The following is an 18106-nucleotide window of genomic DNA, read 5'->3' as shown; positions in this document are numbered from 1 at the left end:
AGGCTCAACAATATAGAAAGACTAAGGCGCATCTTTGACAGGCTCCAATAGAATTCGACTGTCCTCAATGCCGTGCTGCTGGAGCATGGCCATCAGGTCGAGAAATGTAGTCAGTGGCGCTCGGCGATCGAGGGCGATGTCCAGCCCTGCTGCTTTGACTTCGCCGAGGTTGCTCAATAGCTGGCTGCGTAGCGCCGCAAAACTGTCGTAATCGGTGGTGTTAAACCGCCAGTTACCCTGTTCATCGAGCTGGAGGCGCATCCGCTCACCGCTCGCAACAGCCGGCTCAAGCGTCTCCTGGCTTTGCGCCATTTGCATGGGCAACTCAAGCAGCGGCGTTTGCGCGGTGAGCAGGAAAAACACCAAGACAATAAAGATGACATCAAGCAGCGGCGTCAGATCAGGCAGCAAACTGACGCCGCTGGGTGATGACTGTGCCAGGCGAATCATGGCAGCGCCCACTGCACACGGGATGCACTTGGCGTGAGGTCCAGATTCAGGCCATCAATCGCCAGATGACAGCGATTGAGCAGGTTTTGCACAGCTTCCAGATACCGCTCCGCCCATAGCGCGAAGCCTTGGCCAGCGGCCATTGACGGGATCGCAATCAACAGGCCCCACACCGTGGTGTAAAGGGCTTGCCATAAGCCATCGGCGAGCAAAGCGGGGGTCACGGGGCGATCTTGTCCGGCAATATTGGCGAACATTTCGAGCATGCCCAGCACGGTCCCCAACAGCCCGAGCATCGGCGCAAGCACCGCAATCAGTTGCAGCAGGCGTAACTGGCGATTAAGCCTGCGACGCTCCTCCAGCAGCCAGCAACCGAGCACCTCTTCACGCTGCTGGCTGGGTGCCGCACTGTGCTCCAGCAGCAAGGCCAGGCCATATCGCCAGCCGCGCACGGCGCCGTGGCACGCCTGTTTATCGCAGTCGCGGCACGCACTTACGGCTGCCTTGCCGGCAGAGACGCTCAAGGGCGGCAAGCGCAGAAACACGCTCAACCGCTCAAGGATCAACATCAAGGCGATGACGGAGCACAGCGCCAACGGCCACGCCAGCGGCCCCATGTTCTGCAGCAGGGCAAGCATCTCAGGCCTCCAGGCGCGGGCAGCGCTCGGCGATATCACGCCAGGCAGTTAACTCAGGGACGCCGGGCTTACGCGCCCCAAACAACTGCACGATGATCTCGCCGTTTTCGTCGTACGCTTCCCAGCTGGTGATTACGCCGTCGCTGCTCGGCTTACGCACACGCCATAGTTCATGCACCGACAGAGTTTTCAGGTGCAGGTTGAAATCGGCATCAAGCACGTTGAACCACGTGTCCATCCAGCGCAGGTTGTTCACCGGCCCGCTGTGAATTTGAATGCAGTGCCGGTTGCCGACAAACACCATGATCGGCACCGCCTCGCTTGCCGCCTGCTCAAACAATTCCGGCAGTGCGCTGGTCGCCAACGGCTCTGCCCATTGGTGTCCGGCCAGGCGCAGGGCTTGGGTACGTGCAACGCCGTAGTTTTTAAGCAGCGCGAAGAAATGGTGAGTGTCTTGCAGGCTGGCCCAGCCATCGCGCAGTGCAGCGACATCAATCTGCTCATCGGCAACCGGCTCTGGAGCGGCCGGTAACGCCTGCAATTGCAAATCGGCAGACTGCTCCTCACAGCGGAACTGCGCCACCAGCGGTGCCCACGCTTCAACGTTGCTGGTGGGCGTCAGGAACACTTTATGCACCGCCATGCCCTGGCGATCAAACACCTGAATACTGCGCTGCACGCCCTTATCGGCTTGCTCTTCGATGGCAAACACGCTGCCCCAGCCGCCGAGGAACAAGCGCAGGTCGATATCGGCAGACACCACCAAGCCCATCTGCCCACTGGCCATCACCGTTACATCACGATAAAAGCCCTTACGTTCATGTACGCAATGCTCGTTGCGAGTCAGGGCCATGATAAAGCCCAGCTCACCCAATGCCGGGAGCAAGGTTTTCCACTCGGGGCGCAGGCGGATGGCGTCGACGCCAAGACGACTGGCGACCAACTCGCCCTCACTCACCTGCAAATGAGCCGCTGCATCGCGGGCGCGCAGGCGCGGTTGCGCTTGGCGCAAGGCCTGCCAGGCCTGATACAAATTCGCTGTAGTCACGTCGGTGTTGGTTAACGTTTGCATAAGCACTCCTGTCTTGTTGTTCAACGTCGCGCCGCAAGGGCAAACGCGATGGGAATTTGCACCCGGCTGGGCACGGGCTGACCTGCAACTGTTTCGGGTTTGAAGCGCCAGCCTGAAACCGCCTTCACTGCCGCCTGATCAAGGCTGCTGACCCCCGATGAGCGCAGCACCTGCACATCGCGCTGCGCACCATTGCGATCAAGGCGCACCTCAACCAATACCGTGCCCTCCTGATTCCTGCGCCGCGCTGTGGCGGGATAGCTCGGCGGTTTCGGCGGCTGAAGAAAGCTCGGCTGATGGCTCACCACCTCTACCGGCTCGGGGCTTTGGGTCACGGGCGCCGCAACGGGTTTGGCTGTTGCCGATGCTTTTGCCTTACCGGCGGCTTGTTCCGGCGCAGAGGGCTGGGCCGAACTGGCGGAAGCAACTTGCGGCGCAGGTTCAGGCGCTACAACTGGCTTGGGTTTGGGTTGGGCGACAGCAGGTTTGGGGGCAGCGACTACTGGCTTGGACACCGGCACCGGCGCAACCGGGATTTTGACTGCTGGCTTGCTAGCAGGCTCGCCAGCTGGCTTGGCTACAGGCTCAGGCTTGGCGGTGGCAACTGCCGCTGGCGGCTCTGGCGCGGGAGCGGGCGGCGGCGCGACGGGCTCCTGTTTGGCGGCGGCCTGCAACTGAATCGCGGCGATCCGCAGTACTTGCGGCGCATCCCCTTGCTGGCCGGTGAGCGGTTGCACCGGCTCACGCAAAAGCCAACTGGCAGCCACATGGGCTGCCAGTGAAAGCAGGAGAAACAACGGCCAACGCAACATGACAACGCCATAATTATTAAATTCAAATCCATTTGATAATCATTTGCATATGCATGTCAATCCCATTAGCATTTTGCGCCTGCCATCCAAGGTGAATACAAAATCACCCGTGCTAATCAGGAGCTACCTATGCAACGTCCACCCTTTGCCCTGCGTCCCTGGCTGCCACTTTTGCTGCTCGGCGCCTCAGCGACTCACGCTGCGGAACCTGCAGTGACTCAGTTCGACACGGTGTCGGTCACGGCCACCCGCAGCGAGCGCACACTGGATAAAGTTCCGAGTACCGTTTCGGTGCAGGACGAACGCCAGATCGATCAGCAAAACATCAACAACATCAGTGACCTGGTGCGTTATGAGCCAGGCGTTACGGTGAGCGGAACAGGCAGCCGGTTTGGTCTTAGCGGTTTCAACATCCGCGGCATCGGCGACAACCGCATCCTCACCCAGGTAGACGGCGTGCCCACCGCGGACGCATTCACCTTTGGCCCGTTCCTCAATGCGCGCCGTGATTACGTCGACCTCGACACGGTCAAGCAGGTCGAGATCATTCGCGGCCCGGCCTCCTCGCTGTATGGCAGCGATGCAATCGGCGGCGCAGTGAGCTTCCTGACCAAAGATGCGGGGGATTATCTGGAAGAGGGCGACGACACGTATCTGCGCTTCAAGACCGGTTACGACGGCAGCGATGACAGCTGGCAGCGCAGCGCCACATTCGCCGGGCGCCAGGGCCAGTTCGACGGCTTGCTGCATCTGGGTCGCCGCGATGGCCAGGCAACCGATACTTACGGCGGCGCCAGCGGCATCGGCAGTGGCCGGGGTGAAGCCAATCCGCAGGATTTCAACAACGAAAACTTCCTCGGCAAACTCGGCTGGAGTTACAACGAGACTGATCGCCTGCAGTTCACCTATGAGCGCTTCAACGCCGAGGCCGACACCAAAATCCTCAGCGACTACGCCACCTCCGGCACAACCCGGACTTCGGACGCTGTAGACAGCACCGACCGTGAACGCTTCAGCTTGCAGCACCAGTTTGATTTATCCAGCGCGATCACCGATGGCGTTGAATGGCAGTTGAGCTATCAGGACAGCCTGATTCGTCAGCAAACATTCCAGGACCGCTTCAGCGCCGGAACCTTCCGTGAGCGCACCCGCGACTCCAAGTACCGCGAAGAGCTATGGACACTCAACAGCAAATTCGACAAAGCCTTCGCCACCGGCGATGCACAGCATCAAGTGATCTACGGCTTCGACATCAAGCACCTTGAAAGCAGCGACCTGCGCCGTGGCTCAGAGGTTTACACAGCCACGGGCCTGCCAACCCCGCCGTCGTTTGGCGGTGAAAACTTCCCGCTGAGCGACTTCCCGGACCCAACCGCCAACGAGTACGCACTGTTCGCTCAAGACAGCATAGAAATTGGCCGCTGGACCTTGCTGCCGGGCTTGCGCTACGACTACTACGAAATGAAACCGGACGTGACCCAGGAATACCTCAACAGTGTTCCGGTGAACACCAACCCGGACAATTACGACGACCACGCGCTGTCACCCAAGCTTGCCGTCAGTTATCAGATCGACGACGCCTACAGCGTTTACGGCCAGTATGCGGCTGGCTTCCGCGCGCCGAATCCGGTCGATGTTTTCGGCGAGTTTGTAAACTCAGCCTTTGGTTATCAAACCATTGCCAACCCGGACCTCGAAGCCGAAACCAGCAACAGCTACGAGCTGGGCTTGCGCGGCAAGTTTGACCAAGGCAGCTTCGGCCTCGCCCTGTTCTACAACGAGTACGATGACTTCATCGAGCAGGTCTCGCTGAGCAGCGATCCGACCGGCAACGGCATTCCGCTGACATTCCAGTACCAGAACCTCAACAAAGTGACGATCCGTGGCGCAGAAGCCAAAGGCGACTTGTTCCTGGGCAGCTATGGCATGCCTGAAGGCACCCGTCTGCGCGGCGCTATCGCCTATGCGCGCGGTCGAGATGAAGACACCGGCCAGCCGATCAACAGCGTCGATCCACTTAAAAGCGTTATCGGCCTGGGTTACGACGCGCCGAACGGCGAATTCGGTGGCGAGCTGGCGTGGACGCTGGTGGCCGCCAAAGAGCGCGTCGACAAATCGGCAATCCCTAACCAGTTCGAACCCGCAGGTTACGGCACACTCGACCTCAACGGTTACTGGCAGGTCAGCGAGCAGTTCTCGGTTAACGCCGGGCTCTACAACCTCACCGACAAGCAGTATTGGCAGTGGGGCGATGTGCGCAGCCTGACCGCCGACAGCCCGTCACTGGACCGTTATTCACAGCCTGGCCGTTATGCAGCAGTGAACATGATCTGGGAGATGTAAGCCTTTGCAGCTGCTGAGCAACTTTCTGCGCAGCCGCTGCACAACAGATTCAATTCGCACACGGATGTGCCCCTTTCGCATCTGTCCGCTGTTGGCGATAATCGCCGCCTTAAGCGGAGAGTGAATCATGCAGTTTTTATGCGCCCCGAGCTATCTGCCTGAAGGCCAGAGTCGGGGCTTTACGTTGGACGAAGAGCGGGTTTTTGCCGTGCGTAAAGACGGCCAAGTGTTCGTCTACCGCAACTATTGTCCGCATCGCAGCGTGCCGTTGGACTGGCAACCCGACCAGTTTCTCGATTCCAGCGCCAGCCTGATCCAGTGTGCCACCCACGGCGCACTGTTCCTGATTGATAGCGGTGAATGCGTCGCGGGCCCCTGCGCGGGACAATCGTTGTACAAGCTCGAATCCCGCGAAGGCGCGGATGGCATCTGGGTCAACCTATAAACCAAATGCCGCCCGGCGTTGATGCCGATCAGTGCTAGAGCTGCACATCCAGCCGATGACTGACGCGAATCCCCTGCGGGCTGATTTCCACACCATACGCCAGCACTTCAACGCCAGCCGCCATCGCCTCTTTGAGGGCACTGGCGTAGCCCGGATCAATCTCCTCGGCGGGGCGTACAGCAGTTATCCCGGAGAGATTCACACAGTACAACTGAACCGCCCGCACGCCCTGACGAGCCAGAGTGGCGAGTTCACGCAGGTGCTTGGCGCCGCGCTCGGTGCGCGCATCCGGAAACGCCGCCACATCGGTGTCGGCAAAGCCGAGCGTCACGCTTTTAACTTCGACATACGCCGCCCCGTCCGGATACTCCAGACGAAAATCGATCCGGCTGCGCTCCTCACCGTAAGGCACTTCACGCTTGAGCGCAGTGAACCCGGCCAGCTCGCCGATAACCCCGGCATTCAGCGCCTCTTCAACCAGCGCATTGGCCCGCGCCGTATTGATGCAGGCCAGCCGCCCGTGCGGGGTTTCGCCGATTTCCCAACTGCCAGGCAATTTGCGCTTGGGGTCGTTGGAGCGACTGAACCACACGCGACCACCCTCGCTCATGCAGTTGAGCATCGAGCCGGTGTTGGCGCAGTGAATGGTCATCAGCTCGCCGCTATCCGTCTCGATATCGGCGAGAAACCGCTTGTAGCGCTTGATCAGGCGCGCTGATTCCAGTGGTGGTTCAAAGTGCATGCGGGTTCCAGGTCTTCAGGCCGCGCGCAATACGCTCGACAGCTTGTTGCAGGCGTTCAAGGCTCTGCGTGTAGGCGAAGCGCACGTGTTGATGCGCCTGAAAACGGCCGAAGTCATTACCTGGCGTGAAGGCCACATACTCGGTTTCAATGAAGTGTTTGCAGAATGCAAATGCGTCCCCGCCGAAAGCCGAGATGTCTGCATATAAATAGAATGCGCCTTCGGGCTCAACGGCGATCTTGAAGCCCAGCTCACGCAAGGCCGGCAGCAAGAAGTCGCGGCGACGGGCAAATTCTTCGCGGCGTTGCTCAAGGATTTCCAGGGTTTGCGGCTCAAAGCAGGCCAGTGCCGCTTGCTGGGCCATGCTCGGCGCACTGATATAAAGATTCTGCGCCAGCTTTTCCAATTCCGGTACTGCCGCTGGCGGCGCTACCAGCCAACCCAGACGCCAGCCGGTCATGCCGAAGTATTTAGAGAAACTGTTCAGCACAAAGGCTTCATCGTCGATTTCAAGCACGCTGTGCGCGTCTACGCCGTAGGTCAGCCCGTGATAAATCTCATCAACCACTAGGTGGCCCCCACGGCGCTTGAGCGCCTGAGACAAGCCGGCCAATTCATCCGCGCTGAGCAAGGTGCCAGTCGGGTTGGCCGGAGACGCCACCAATGCACCGACACTGTCTTTGTCCCAATAACGCTCAACCAACTCGGGCGTGAGCTGATAGCGCACATCCGGGCCAACTGGCACCAATTGCGCAGCACCCTCGATCAGCCGTAAGAAATGCCGGTTACACGGGTAGCCCGGATCTGCCAGCAACCAGTGCTTGCCCGGGTCCACCAACAAACTGGTGGCCAGGAGCAACGCGCCTGAGCCGCCCGGGGTAATGAGGATTCGCTCAGGATCAATATTCAGCTGGTAACGCTGGGCATAGAACCCCGAAATAGCTTCGCGCAGTGCCGGAATCCCGCGCGCGGAGGTGTAGCGGGTATGGCCCTCTGCCAGCGCCGCCTGCCCAGCCGCTATAATAGGAGATGCGGTTGTGAAGTCCGGTTCGCCGATTTCAAGATGAATTACATCATGGCCATCAATTTGCAGTTGATTGGCACGCGCCAGCAACGCCATAACATGAAATGGTTCTATTGCGCGGCTGCGGGCACTGTAGGGCTGGGCCATGGAACTCGCCTTGATCTGAATTTAGGGGCGAATTCTACCCAACTGTTCGAAGAAACGGCACAACCTCGACAACTGGGAGTAGCGCACCACGGGTTGTTCTGGTAAGTTCGCCCGCTTGCAGCCGCAGGGCCGACCTCAAAATCGGCAATGGAAATCACCTGCGCAGTGGATTAGTAAGAGTGAGAGGCGGACATCGATGCCCACCAAAGCAAAAGAAAAGAGCGGTCAACTGATTCGTGGCTTTGAACCCTACAAAGAAAGTAAGGGCGAGGAGTACATGGGTGAGCCGATGCGTGCGCATTTCACCAGCATCCTTAACAAATGGAAGCTGGAGTTGATGCAGGAAGTTGACCGGACTGTGCATCACATGCAGGACGAAGCAGCCAATTTCCCTGATCCGGCCGACCGCGCAAGCCAGGAAGAAGAATTCAGCCTGGAACTGCGTGCCCGCGACCGCGAGCGCAAGCTGATCAAGAAGATTGACGAAACCCTGCAGTTGATCGAAGACGAAGACTACGGCTGGTGCGACTCGTGCGGCGTAGAAATCGGTATTCGCCGACTGGAAGCGCGTCCTACTGCCACGCTTTGCATTGACTGCAAGACTCTGGCAGAAATCAAAGAAAAACAGATCGGTTCCTGATCTGCCGAAACGGGGTGCCAAGGCACCCCGTTTTATTTCTGCCTGAGCGGTATTGCACGTGAATACTGGCGCTTACGTGGGCCGCTTCGCCCCGACCCCAAGTGGCAACTTGCACTTTGGCTCGCTGGTCGCAGCGCTGGCCTCGTATCTCGACGCCCGCTCGGTAGGCGGCCGCTGGCTGCTGCGCATGGAAGACATAGACCCTCCGCGAGAAGTACCTGGCGCCCAGGATGCAATCCTGCACACCCTCGAAAGCTACGGTTTTGAATGGGACGGCCAACTGGTTCGCCAGAGTGACCGGCACGCGCATTACGCCGCCTGCGTAGAGCAACTGTTCAGCCAGGGCCTGGCCTACGCCTGCACGTGCTCACGCAAGCAGCTTGAAGGCTATAACGGCATCTATCCCGGCTTTTGTCGCAATGCCGGCCACACACGCATTGATGCGGCCATTCGCTTGCGTGTACCGCAACTGACATACGCATTTACCGACCGGGTCCAGGGCGAATTCAGCCAGCATCTGGGCAATGAGGTTGGCGATTTCGTCATTCAGCGCCGCGACGCGCTATACGCCTATCAATTGGCCGTGGTGCTGGACGATGCCTGGCAAGGCATCACCGATATCGTACGCGGCGCCGACCTGCTCGACTCGACCCCGCGCCAACTGTATTTGCAGGAGCTGCTCGGTTTCAGCCAGCCGCGCTATCTGCATGTGCCGCTTATCGTCCAACCCGACGGCAATAAGCTCGGCAAGTCCTACCGCTCACCTCCCCTGCAGGCTGAACAAGCCAGCGCTTTTTTGGCCAAAGCCTTGCGCACGCTTGGCCAGGGGATTCCGCGCGAACTGAATAATGCACCGCCCAAAGAATTGCTGAGCTGGGCGACGGCGCACTGGGATGCAGACAAAATCCCGCGCACCGCCACGCTGGACGAGGCATCGCTGGTTTAATCAGTGCAGTGCGCCCCGCAAAATAACGGCGGGTGGCGCAGCTCTCTTCACCTCTAACAACCTGAAAGTGCTCCATGAAATAACTGATCGGCCCGTTAATTCAGGCGCAGGTTGTCTTGTGAATTAGGGTGCGCGCAGATTTGCCTATATCCTTGGCGTTTAGACTCAACACTTACAGGATCAGATGCGATGAAAGCCCAGCTTGAAGAATTAATCAGCAAAATCAGTTCGGGCTGCATGCTTGCTGAAGATGTTCAGCGCATCGCCGATGAAGCAGCGCAGGCGTATGCCGATCCCGAGAAGTTTCTGGCCGCCAATCCTGATATCAACTTTGATGACGAATTCCCGATTCCGCTGGGCGAATGGGTCGTGGCCGGCAGCCTGCCAGAGACGGTACTGTTCATGGCCGACAGCTACGACGCCCTTTTCGAGCAAGTTGTCGAATCCTTTGGCGCCGAGGTCAGCTTCGTCCTCAAGCCCAAGCAACTGGTTAAAGTCGAACCGCTGAAAGCACTGAACCGCATACAAGTGCAGCTGAGCAGCCTCAGCCCTGAAACCAAGGGTTATGTGCTGGTAAATTTCAGCGAGCCGCTGGACTACGCATTGCAAGCAGTGCTGGTTTACACCACCGACCTTCCCCGAGTACTGGAATTGGCGGTAGAGATCGGCATATACGCAGCCCCCGCGTATGAGTCGCTCAAAGCAGAGCTGGAAGCCGAATAAGGCAAACTCACAAATCCGCCGGTCACGGGCCACGCCATACCGATGACCGCGCCGCTGCGAATCCCTCCAACCAAACACCCCACCGACGGAGGATGGAATCCGCGCAGCGGCTTCCGTCATGGCGGCATAACGGTATAACTCGGTTGGGCGTTGTTTTACGGGTTGCGTGAGATCCAAAGCTTGACCGCGCCAGTCGCAACATCGCAATGACGGAAACCCCGTTGGGGGTTCCATCCTCCGGCATGTACCCAATACGTACCGCATCGTTACGAGGCTTGCCGCAACCGATTACCGCGCCGTCGCGAATACACCCAACCAAACACCTCACCGGCGGAGGATGGAATCCGCGCAGCGGCTTCCGTCATGGCGGCCAGAAGGTATTACGCGGTTAGGTTGTTGTTTTGCGGGTTGCGTGAGATTCAAAGCCACACCGCGCCAGTCGTGATATCGCAATGACGGAAACCCCGTTGGGGGTTCCATCCTCCGGCATGCACCCAACAGAAATCGTATGAATACGAGGCGCAATGCATCGAATACCGCGCCGGTGCGAATACGCCAAACCAAACACCCCACCGGCGGAGGATGGAATCCGCGAAGCGGCTTCCGTCATGGCGGCCTGGCGGGATAACACGGTTAAGTTTTTGTTCTGTGGGTTGCGTGAGATCCAAAGCCTGACCGCGTCAGTCGTGATATCGCAATGACGGAAACCCCGTTGGGGGTTCCATCCTCCGGCACCCAATACGTACCGCATCGTTACGAGGCGCACCGCTGCGAATACACCCAACCAAACATCCCAGCCTGTGTTTGGCTCTGTGTTTACAGCTTTCCGGTCAGGGCGTTTTCGAATATTTGCCGGTACTGCTCGCTGTTGAAGGTGATCGGGTTGGTGCCGGCGGAGGGATCGACCTCGGCCATTTTTCCGACCTGCTCCATTCGCACATCATCAATGCCGATCTCGGCCAATGTATGGGCGATGCCCAATTGCTCGCGCATTTGCAGCACCCAATCCAACACGCCGGTGTAGGTCGGGCTCGGCAGGCTCAGGTAGCGACCCATTTTGGCCATCTGGCTTTCGATGCGGCTGCGATTGGCATGCAACACATACGGCATCAACACCGCATTCAACAGGCCATGATGAGCGTCGTACAGGGCTCCCAACGGATGCGCCAGTGCATGCATTGCGCCGAGGCCGCGTTGGAATGCGGTGGCACCCATGCTCGAGGCCACGAGCATCTGCAAGCGCGCCTCGACATCATTGCCTTGCGCCACCGCGCGCGGCAGGTATTCCTGCACCAGCCGCATCCCTTCGAGGGCAATGCCTTCAGCCATCGGGTGAAACAGCGGTGAGCAGAACGCCTCCAGGCTGTGCGACAACGCATCCATGCCGGTAGCAGCGGTAATTTTGGGCGGCAGGCCAACGGTCAGCTCCGGGTCGAGGATGACCAACGCCGGCAACATGCGCGCATGAAAGATAATGCGTTTGATGTGCGCACTGTCGTCGGTGATCACCGAGGCGCGGCCGACTTCCGAGCCTGTACCGGCAGTGGTCGGCACGGCAACTACTGGCGCCATACCCGCCACATTGACCCGGTTGCAGTTATCACCGATGTCCTCGAAGTCCCACAACGGCCGGTTCTGCCCGACCATCAGTGCAATCGCCTTGCCGGCATCCAGCGCCGAGCCGCCACCGAAGGCAATCACGCCATCGTGCCCGCCGGCCTTGAACGCGCGAACGCCTGCCTCCACGTTTTCGCCTGTCGGGTTGCCTTTGATTGCGCAGAACACATCGGCCTTGAGCCCTGCATCGCGGCATTGGGCCAGCGCCTGATCGATCATGGGCAACGCCGCCAAGCCGGGATCGGTGACCAGCAACGGCGCGCTCATGCCCAGCCCTTTGCAGGCATCAGCCAGCTCGGCGATACGTCCGACTCCCACGCGAATCGACGTCGGGTAATTCCAATTCATACGGTATTGGTCAGTATTCATGGCGCCCTCACAACCGGGTCTTGAAGTGAAATGATTTAGGTCGGGTCAGGTGCTCGAAACCGACACTCGACAACGTGCAGCCATGCCCGGAGTTTTTCACGCCCGTCCAGGCCAATGCCGGATCGAGATAATCACAGCGATTGAGAAATACGGTGCCCGCCTCGATTTGATCAGCCAGCGCCAATGCAGCATCTTCATCCTGACTGAAAATTGCGGCAGTAAGGCCGAACTCGCTGTCGTTCATCAACCGCAGCGCTTCGGCATCGTCCGCCACTTTCTGGATACCCACCACCGGCCCAAATGATTCCTCGCTCATCACGCGCATGCTGTGATCGACCCCGGTTAAAACCTGCGGCGCCAAATACGCGGTGCCCGACTTGTCGAGCGCAAAGTCAGCCGGATCAATGTGCGCCGTGGCACCCGCCGCTACCGCCTCATTGATTTGCCCACGAACAAACTCAGCCGCCTCAGCACGCACCAACGGGCCGAGTGTTGTCTCCGGGTCATCCGAGCGCCCCAGACGGTATTGCTTAACCAATGCCACCGCCTGCTCGACAAAGGCGTCATACAGCGAGGCGTGCACATAAATCCGTTCAATGCCGCAGCACGACTGCCCCGAGTTGAAGAACGCACCGTCGATAGTCGTTTCAACGGCATGCGCAAGGTCTGCATCGGCGCGCACATAGGCGGGGTCTTTACCGCCCAACTCCAGCCCCATGCTGATAAACCGGCCCGCAGCGGCCTGCTCGACCATCGCCCCGCCCGGCACCGATCCGGTAAAGGCCACATGCTGCACCGCCGGCGCCTTGATCAACTGTTCGGTATCAGCATGGCTCAAATGCAGGTACTGAAAAACCCCGCCCGGCAAGCCCGCCGCATCGAATGCGGCCACCATGCGCTCGGCACATAATGGCGTTTGCGCCGAATGTTTAAGCAGCACACTGTTACCCGCAAGCAACGCTGGCAGCACGGCATTCACCGCCGTCAGATACGGGTAATTCCAGGGCGCGATTACCAGCGCGACACCGAGCGGCTCGCGGCGGATAAACCGGGTGAAGCCGGGCTTTTCCGGCAGTTGAATATCCGCCAGCGCGCTTTCGGCAATGTCGGCCATATAGCTTGCACGCTCGACAAACCCGCGCACTTCACCGGCGCCGTAGCGGATCGGCCGCCCCATCATCCAACACAACTCATTGGCCAGCTCGGCTTCTTGCGCACTGAAAAACTCAACGGCCTTGCGGGCAATGGCAATGCGCTTTGCCAGGGGCGTTTGCTTCCATTGGCGCTGCGCCTGTTCGGCGCGCTCCAACGCGGCGCTGATCTGCTCAGCGCTGGCAAGCTCGCGTTCAACGTACACCGAGCCATCAATCGGGGAAATACACTGCAACTTCGCCATACATCACTCCTGATAAATACCGCATACGGCGCCACAACCTTGCCCGGCGCCACGGGTTAAGGGCCGCAACAGCGGTCAGCGGCTTCGCTAGATAATCTCGAAGTAGCGATCCAGCTCCCAGTCGCTGACATGGCGGCGATACTCGCGCTCCTCCCATTCGCGGCTGGCGGCAAAGTGCTCAACGAAAGCATCGCCAAACAACTCACGCGCCGCCGTCGAGGCCTTCAGTCGCTGAGCCGCATCCCACAAGGTTCTGGGCAGAGCCAATTCGGCAGGATGCTGCTGATCGTAGGCATTGCCGACTACCGGGTCGGTGGGTTGCCACTTGTGCATGATCCCGTAGAGCCCGGAAGCGAGCGCCACCGACAACGCCAGATACGGATTGCCGTCCGCCGCGCCAAGGCGGTATTCCTGACGTTGGGATTTGTCGCTGCCGGGAATCACGCGCAATGCGGCTGTGCGATTTTCCACGCCCCAGGTCGCATCAGTTGGCGCCCAGAAGCCGGGAATCATCCGCCGATAGCTGTTCAGCGTGGGCGCAACCATGCACAGGAATTCCGGCATCAGCCGTTGCTGACCGGCCAGAAAATGACGCTGAATCTCGCTCATGCCGTGTTCTTGGTTGGCGTCGTAAAAGGCCGATTTGTCGCTGCTGCTATCGCGCAGCGATACATGGATATGCCCGCTCTGGCCCGGGTATTTGCCCGACCATTTGGCCATGAACGTCGCCATCAACCCTTTGCGCTGGGCCAGCACTTTCATGAAGGTTTTAAACAGCGCGGCTTTGTCCGCCGCCGCTTCGGCGCGATCCACCGCGATTGCCGCCTCAAGCACACCGGGGCCGGTTTCGGTGTGCAGGCCCTCGATTGGAAAATCCATCAGCTCGGCCATTTCGAGAATCTGGTGATACAACTCGGCATGTACCGAGTTGCGGATCATCGAATAGCCGAACCAGTCCGGGGTGAACGGTTTGAGATTACGAAAGCCTTTTTCACGCGCCGACTCCGGCGTTTCATCGAACATGAAGAACTCGTACTCAAGCGCAGCAAAGGGCTCAAAACCCATGGCCTGACAGCGCTCGATAACCCGGCGCAATGTGCCGCGCGGGCAAACCGCCTCCGCTTGCTGGTCGAATTCGGCGAGAAACAGCAGCATGCCGTTTTCGAACGGCAGCTCACGGCAACTGGACGGAATAATGCGCACCGGCGCATCGGGATAACCGGTGTGCCAACCGGTGTATTGGGCGTTGTCGTAGAGCTGGTCTTTAACATCCCAGCCCAGCACCACATCGCAGAAAGCGAAACCGCTGTGCAATGAGGAGAAGAATTTGGAGCGGCTCATGTACTTGCCGCGCATGACCCCGTCGTTATCAAACAACCCAACTTTCACATGACTCAGACCCCGTTCTTCGATGATCCGTTTGGCATCTTCAAGGGTCTTTACATCCCGCGGATTAAGCATGGCGACCTCTGTTATTTTTGTTGAGGCTTTCCTTAAAAACACCTGCGCTGTTTCTTCCTGAAAGCAGCGCAGGAAATCGGCCGTCGTGGCAAGACGGATTAACGGTAAGGCGAGCCCGCCTTGGCCATCAAAGCGTTGTACTTTTTGAAGATATCCACAACCTTGGCGCAGCGTGGGCTGGTCTTGGCGATTTCATCCCAGAACACTTGCGCCTCATCCTCCACGGTTTTCCACTCGGCAGCCGGAATGGATGTCAGCTGCAATTTGCTGCCCTCAACCCTCAGTGCCGCCTCTCCCCCCCAATACCAGTGCTGGCGATAGTAGTTGGAGCTGTCCATGCACAGTTTGAACAGGGTTTTCAGGTGCTCGGGCACCTCGTCCCATTTGTCCGAGTTGGCAAAGTAGGAGCCGCACCACGCGCCGGAGATGTTGTTGGTCAGGAAATACTTGGTGACGTTGGCCCAGCCGACGGTGTAATCCTCGGTAATACCCGACCATGCAATGCCGTCCAACTCGCCGGTCTGGATCGCCACTTCAACGTCTTCCCAAGGCAGCGTCACCGGCACCACGCCGAAACGCGAGAGGAACTTGCCGGCGGTTGGAAAGGTGAAAATGCGCTTGCCCTTGAGGTCAGCCAGGCTGTTTACCGGCTCGACTGTGGCAAAGTTGCACGGGTCCCAGGCGCCTGCCCCGAGCCAGGTAACACCTTCGACTTCGCCGTAGGCTTCAGCCCAGATTTCATTGAGCCCGTACTTTTCGAACAGTACCGGCACATCGAGGCTGTAACGCGTGGCGAAGGGGAAGTAGCCGCCAAACACGGCGATATCCACAGGCGCGGCAATCGAGTCGTCATCACTCTGCACCGCGTCGATGGTGCCGCGTTGCATCGCGCGAAACAGCTCGCCGGTTGGCACCAACTGGTCGGCGAAGTACAACTGGATTTCCATCTGGCCATCGGCGGCTTTGTTGAAGGCGTCAATCGAAGGCTTAATCACATGCTCGGCCAATGCAGGGCCGGCATAGGTCTGCAGCCGCCAGGTGATTTTCTTCGCCTCGGCGGCATAGATGTGTGCAGAACCCAAAGCGGTCGCGCCCACCGCGCCAGTGGTGACGGCGGCATTTTTAAGAAAACTGCGTCTAGTAGTCATGCGGTGCTCTCCGTAGTGTCAAGGCACATCAGGCCGCTTCAGCCCATGGCTGGCGGCACTTATCCGGGCCTGACTACTGCACAGCCCCGGTTCGATGGCACACCACTACTTAAGGCGCGCCGGATTCATTGATCCGTCTATCTGGCGTAATGCCACTGCGGCAACCAAAGCGCCAGTTGCGGAAAGACCATCACCAACACCAACGCCAGCACCATGATCAAAACAAAGGGTGTGACCGAGACGTAGATGTCGCGCAAGGTGATTTCGGGCGGGGCCATCGCCCGCATCAGAAACAGGTTGTAGCCAAACGGCGGCGTCATGTAGGCGATTTGACAGGTGATGGTGTAGAGCACGCCGTACCACACCAGATCAAAACCCAGCGCGCCCACCAACGGCACGTAAAGCGGTGCGACGATCACCAGCATGGCGGTGTCATCAAGGAACATGCCCATGATGATGAACGACACTTGCATCAGGATAAGCACCTGCCACGGACTCATTTCCAGACGATCGACGAAGAACGCTTCAATCGCCTTCACCGCGCCCAGGCCGTCGAATACCGCGCCGAAGCACAGCGCCGCCAGAATGATCCACATGAACATGCAACTGATGCCCAGCGTCTTTCGCAGGGTCTCTTCCATGACATGCCGATTTATCCGCCCCTTGAACAACGCCGCCAGGGTCGCAGCCGTGGCACCGACCGCCGAGCTTTCGACCAGGCTGGTGATACCCATCAGAAACAGGCCGGTCATGCTGAAGAAGATAAACAGCGGCACAACCCCGGCCTTGAGCAGGCTGAAGCGCTCCGCCCAAGTGATTTGCGCGCGCTCCTCACGGCTCAGCGCCGGTCCCAGTTCCGGCTGCAAACGGCAACGAATGGCGATATAGAGGATGAACAACCCGGCCATGAGCAGGCCGGGAAACACCCCGGCAAGCCACAACTGACCGACCGGTTGCCGCGCGATCATCCCGTACAGCACCAGCACCACGCTGGGCGGAATCAGGATACCCAAGGAACTGCCGGCCTGAATAACCCCGGTGACCATGATCTTGTCGTAGCCGCGCCGCAGCAGTTCGGGCAAAGCGATACTGGCGCCAATCGCCATGCCGGCCACACTCAGGCCGTTCATTGCCGAGATCGCCACCATCAGGCCAATCGTGCCAACCGCCAGCCCGCCGGGCAGCGGCCCCATCCACACGTGAAACATACGGTAGAGATCTTCGGCAAGACCCGACTCCGACAGCATGTAGCCCATGTACACAAAGAGCGGCAGGGTCAGCAGCGGATACCACTTCATCAATTTCATGGCGGCGCTGAACGCCACCTCGGAGCCGCCATCCCCCCACAACGCCAGCGCGGCCACCACCGCGACGAAGCCAATGGCGCCAAAAACGCGCTTGCCTGTCAGCAGCAGCACCATCATCGAGGAAAACATCAGCAGGGCGATAAATTCGTAGCCCATTACAACGTCTCCCCGCGTGCAGCAGCGACGTCCTTGAAGAACGTGGCGATGGCTTGCAGCAACATCAGTGCAACGCCGATGGTCATGACTATTTTGATTGGCGCCATCGGCGGCGACCACGCGGAATAGCTGGTCTCGCTGTATTGCAGCGCGTAATGAGTCGAGGAAATCGCACCGTAGAGCAGCATCGCCAGGTAGAAAATCAGCATCAGGATGGTGACGGCATCAACGGTAGCCCGCGTTTTCGGGCTCCAGCGGCTGTAGAGCAGGTCCATGCGTACATGGTCGCCGAGCTGCATCGAATAGGGCCCGCCCAGCAGGAAGTAGGCGACCATCAAAAATTGCGCAGTTTCCAGCGTCCAGGCGGCCGGATCAAAAAAGGTCTTACTGATTGAGGAGTACAGCAAAACCCCGAGCATGACGAAAATCAGGTACATGGCAAATCGTCCGATCAGACGATTAATCCGGTCTACCGTCCTGACAAAACCGCGAATGGCCTTGTTCATGCGATTCCCTGCAATGTGTTTTTTTACTTATCCGCTGAGCCTAGCTCAAGATCAGGCAAAGCCAACCCAAGCCAAACACGCGCCCACAGTCCACACGCATGCACCTGCGCCAGGCGAGTATCACTTGAGGGATTTCAGGCGCCAGCAACCGCCTGCTTCAGCGC

17 protein-coding genes are annotated in these 18106 nt (G+C 59.1%); 5 read left to right on the top strand and 12 right to left on the bottom strand.

Translation table 11 applies throughout. The features are described 5' to 3' along the window. Positions 1-21: 21 nt before the first annotated feature. Genes FEZ62_RS07155 through FEZ62_RS20850 form a run of 4 tightly spaced genes read right to left on the bottom strand, consistent with a single transcriptional unit; the run spans position 22 to position 2972 of the window. On the bottom strand, positions 22-450 hold the full coding sequence (locus FEZ62_RS07155; protein ID WP_172927256.1) for a biopolymer transporter ExbD: 429 nt from the start codon (positions 448-450) through the stop codon (positions 22-24). After that, positions 447-1088, bottom strand: a complete 642-nt coding sequence (locus FEZ62_RS07150) for a MotA/TolQ/ExbB proton channel family protein (RefSeq protein WP_090515511.1) — start codon at positions 1086-1088, stop codon at positions 447-449. Before FEZ62_RS07150 ends, FEZ62_RS07155 begins: the two co-directional genes overlap by 4 nt. 1 nt (position 1089) lies before the next feature. After that, complete coding sequence (locus FEZ62_RS07145) at positions 1090-2160, bottom strand: ChuX/HutX family heme-like substrate-binding protein (RefSeq protein ID WP_172927255.1); 1071 nt, start codon at positions 2158-2160, stop codon at positions 1090-1092. Positions 2161-2180: 20 nt separating this feature from the next. Then, complete coding sequence (locus tag FEZ62_RS20850) at positions 2181-2972, bottom strand: energy transducer TonB (RefSeq protein ID WP_172927254.1); 792 nt, start codon at positions 2970-2972, stop codon at positions 2181-2183. A 129-nt stretch (positions 2973-3101) separates the two neighbouring features. On the opposite strand from FEZ62_RS20850, the gene FEZ62_RS07135 reads away from it, so the two are divergent. Together FEZ62_RS07135 and FEZ62_RS07130 are read left to right on the top strand one after the other, a co-directional pair. Beyond that, positions 3102-5315 carry a TonB-dependent hemoglobin/transferrin/lactoferrin family receptor gene (locus FEZ62_RS07135; protein WP_172927253.1) on the top strand — a complete coding sequence of 738 codons (2214 nt, stop codon included), beginning with the start codon at positions 3102-3104 and terminating at the stop codon, positions 5313-5315. Positions 5316-5442: 127 nt separating this feature from the next. Then, a complete protein-coding gene (locus FEZ62_RS07130) occupies positions 5443-5760 on the top strand; it encodes a Rieske 2Fe-2S domain-containing protein (RefSeq protein ID WP_172927252.1) in 318 nt (105 codons plus the stop codon). Positions 5761-5794: 34 nt separating this feature from the next. On the opposite strand, the gene sfsA is transcribed toward FEZ62_RS07130, so the two are convergent. Continuing rightward, positions 5795-6502 carry a DNA/RNA nuclease SfsA gene (gene sfsA / locus FEZ62_RS07125; protein WP_172927251.1) on the bottom strand — a complete coding sequence of 236 codons (708 nt, stop codon included), beginning with the start codon at positions 6500-6502 and terminating at the stop codon, positions 5795-5797. Beyond that, positions 6492-7673: a pyridoxal phosphate-dependent aminotransferase gene (locus tag FEZ62_RS07120; RefSeq protein ID WP_172927250.1), complete on the bottom strand. Its 1182-nt coding sequence runs from the start codon at positions 7671-7673 to the stop codon at positions 6492-6494. Before FEZ62_RS07120 ends, sfsA begins: the two co-directional genes overlap by 11 nt. A gap of 196 nt (positions 7674-7869) precedes the next feature. Between FEZ62_RS07120 and dksA the strand changes: the two genes are divergently transcribed. The 3 genes from dksA (at position 7870) to FEZ62_RS07105 (ending at position 9982) form a co-directional block, all read left to right on the top strand. After that, positions 7870-8313: an RNA polymerase-binding protein DksA gene (dksA, locus tag FEZ62_RS07115; RefSeq protein WP_069897937.1), complete on the top strand. Its 444-nt coding sequence runs from the start codon at positions 7870-7872 to the stop codon at positions 8311-8313. 58 nt (positions 8314-8371) lie between these two features. Continuing rightward, the gene (gene gluQRS, locus FEZ62_RS07110) at positions 8372-9259 is read left to right on the top strand and encodes a tRNA glutamyl-Q(34) synthetase GluQRS (RefSeq protein ID WP_172927276.1); all 888 of its coding nucleotides are present in this window, start codon (positions 8372-8374) and stop codon (positions 9257-9259) included. Positions 9260-9448: 189 nt separating this feature from the next. Next, positions 9449-9982 (top strand): hypothetical protein, encoded by a 534-nt coding sequence (locus tag FEZ62_RS07105; RefSeq protein ID WP_172927249.1) that lies wholly within the window; start codon positions 9449-9451, stop codon positions 9980-9982. A gap of 816 nt (positions 9983-10798) precedes the next feature. On the opposite strand, the gene FEZ62_RS07100 is transcribed toward FEZ62_RS07105, so the two are convergent. The 6 genes from FEZ62_RS07100 to FEZ62_RS07075 all read right to left on the bottom strand — a co-directional run bounded on the left by FEZ62_RS07100 (position 10799) and on the right by FEZ62_RS07075 (position 17942). After that, on the bottom strand, positions 10799-11968 hold the full coding sequence (locus FEZ62_RS07100) for an iron-containing alcohol dehydrogenase (protein WP_172927248.1): 1170 nt from the start codon (positions 11966-11968) through the stop codon (positions 10799-10801). 7 nt (positions 11969-11975) lie between these two features. After that, complete coding sequence (locus tag FEZ62_RS07095) at positions 11976-13364, bottom strand: aldehyde dehydrogenase family protein (protein ID WP_172927247.1); 1389 nt, start codon at positions 13362-13364, stop codon at positions 11976-11978. Between the two features lie 87 nt (positions 13365-13451). Then, positions 13452-14825 (bottom strand): glutamine synthetase, encoded by a 1374-nt coding sequence (locus tag FEZ62_RS07090; RefSeq protein WP_172927246.1) that lies wholly within the window; start codon positions 14823-14825, stop codon positions 13452-13454. A 98-nt stretch (positions 14826-14923) separates the two neighbouring features. Continuing rightward, positions 14924-15973, bottom strand: a complete 1050-nt coding sequence (locus tag FEZ62_RS07085) for a TRAP transporter substrate-binding protein (RefSeq protein ID WP_069897943.1) — start codon at positions 15971-15973, stop codon at positions 14924-14926. A 137-nt stretch (positions 15974-16110) separates the two neighbouring features. After that, positions 16111-17436: a TRAP transporter large permease subunit gene (locus FEZ62_RS07080; protein WP_069897944.1), complete on the bottom strand. Its 1326-nt coding sequence runs from the start codon at positions 17434-17436 to the stop codon at positions 16111-16113. Beyond that, entirely contained in the window at positions 17436-17942 is a 507-nt protein-coding gene (locus tag FEZ62_RS07075; RefSeq protein ID WP_172927245.1) for a TRAP transporter small permease subunit, read from the bottom strand. Before FEZ62_RS07075 ends, FEZ62_RS07080 begins: the two co-directional genes overlap by 1 nt. Positions 17943-18106 lie beyond the last annotated feature (164 nt).

It is taken from the genome of Pseudomonas sp. MS19, from assembly GCF_013277615.1.
Classification (GTDB): domain Bacteria; phylum Pseudomonadota; class Gammaproteobacteria; order Pseudomonadales; family Pseudomonadaceae; genus Aquipseudomonas; species Aquipseudomonas marincola.
Note: the sequence above shows the minus strand (reverse complement) of the source record. Positions and strands in the feature narration are given on the sequence as shown.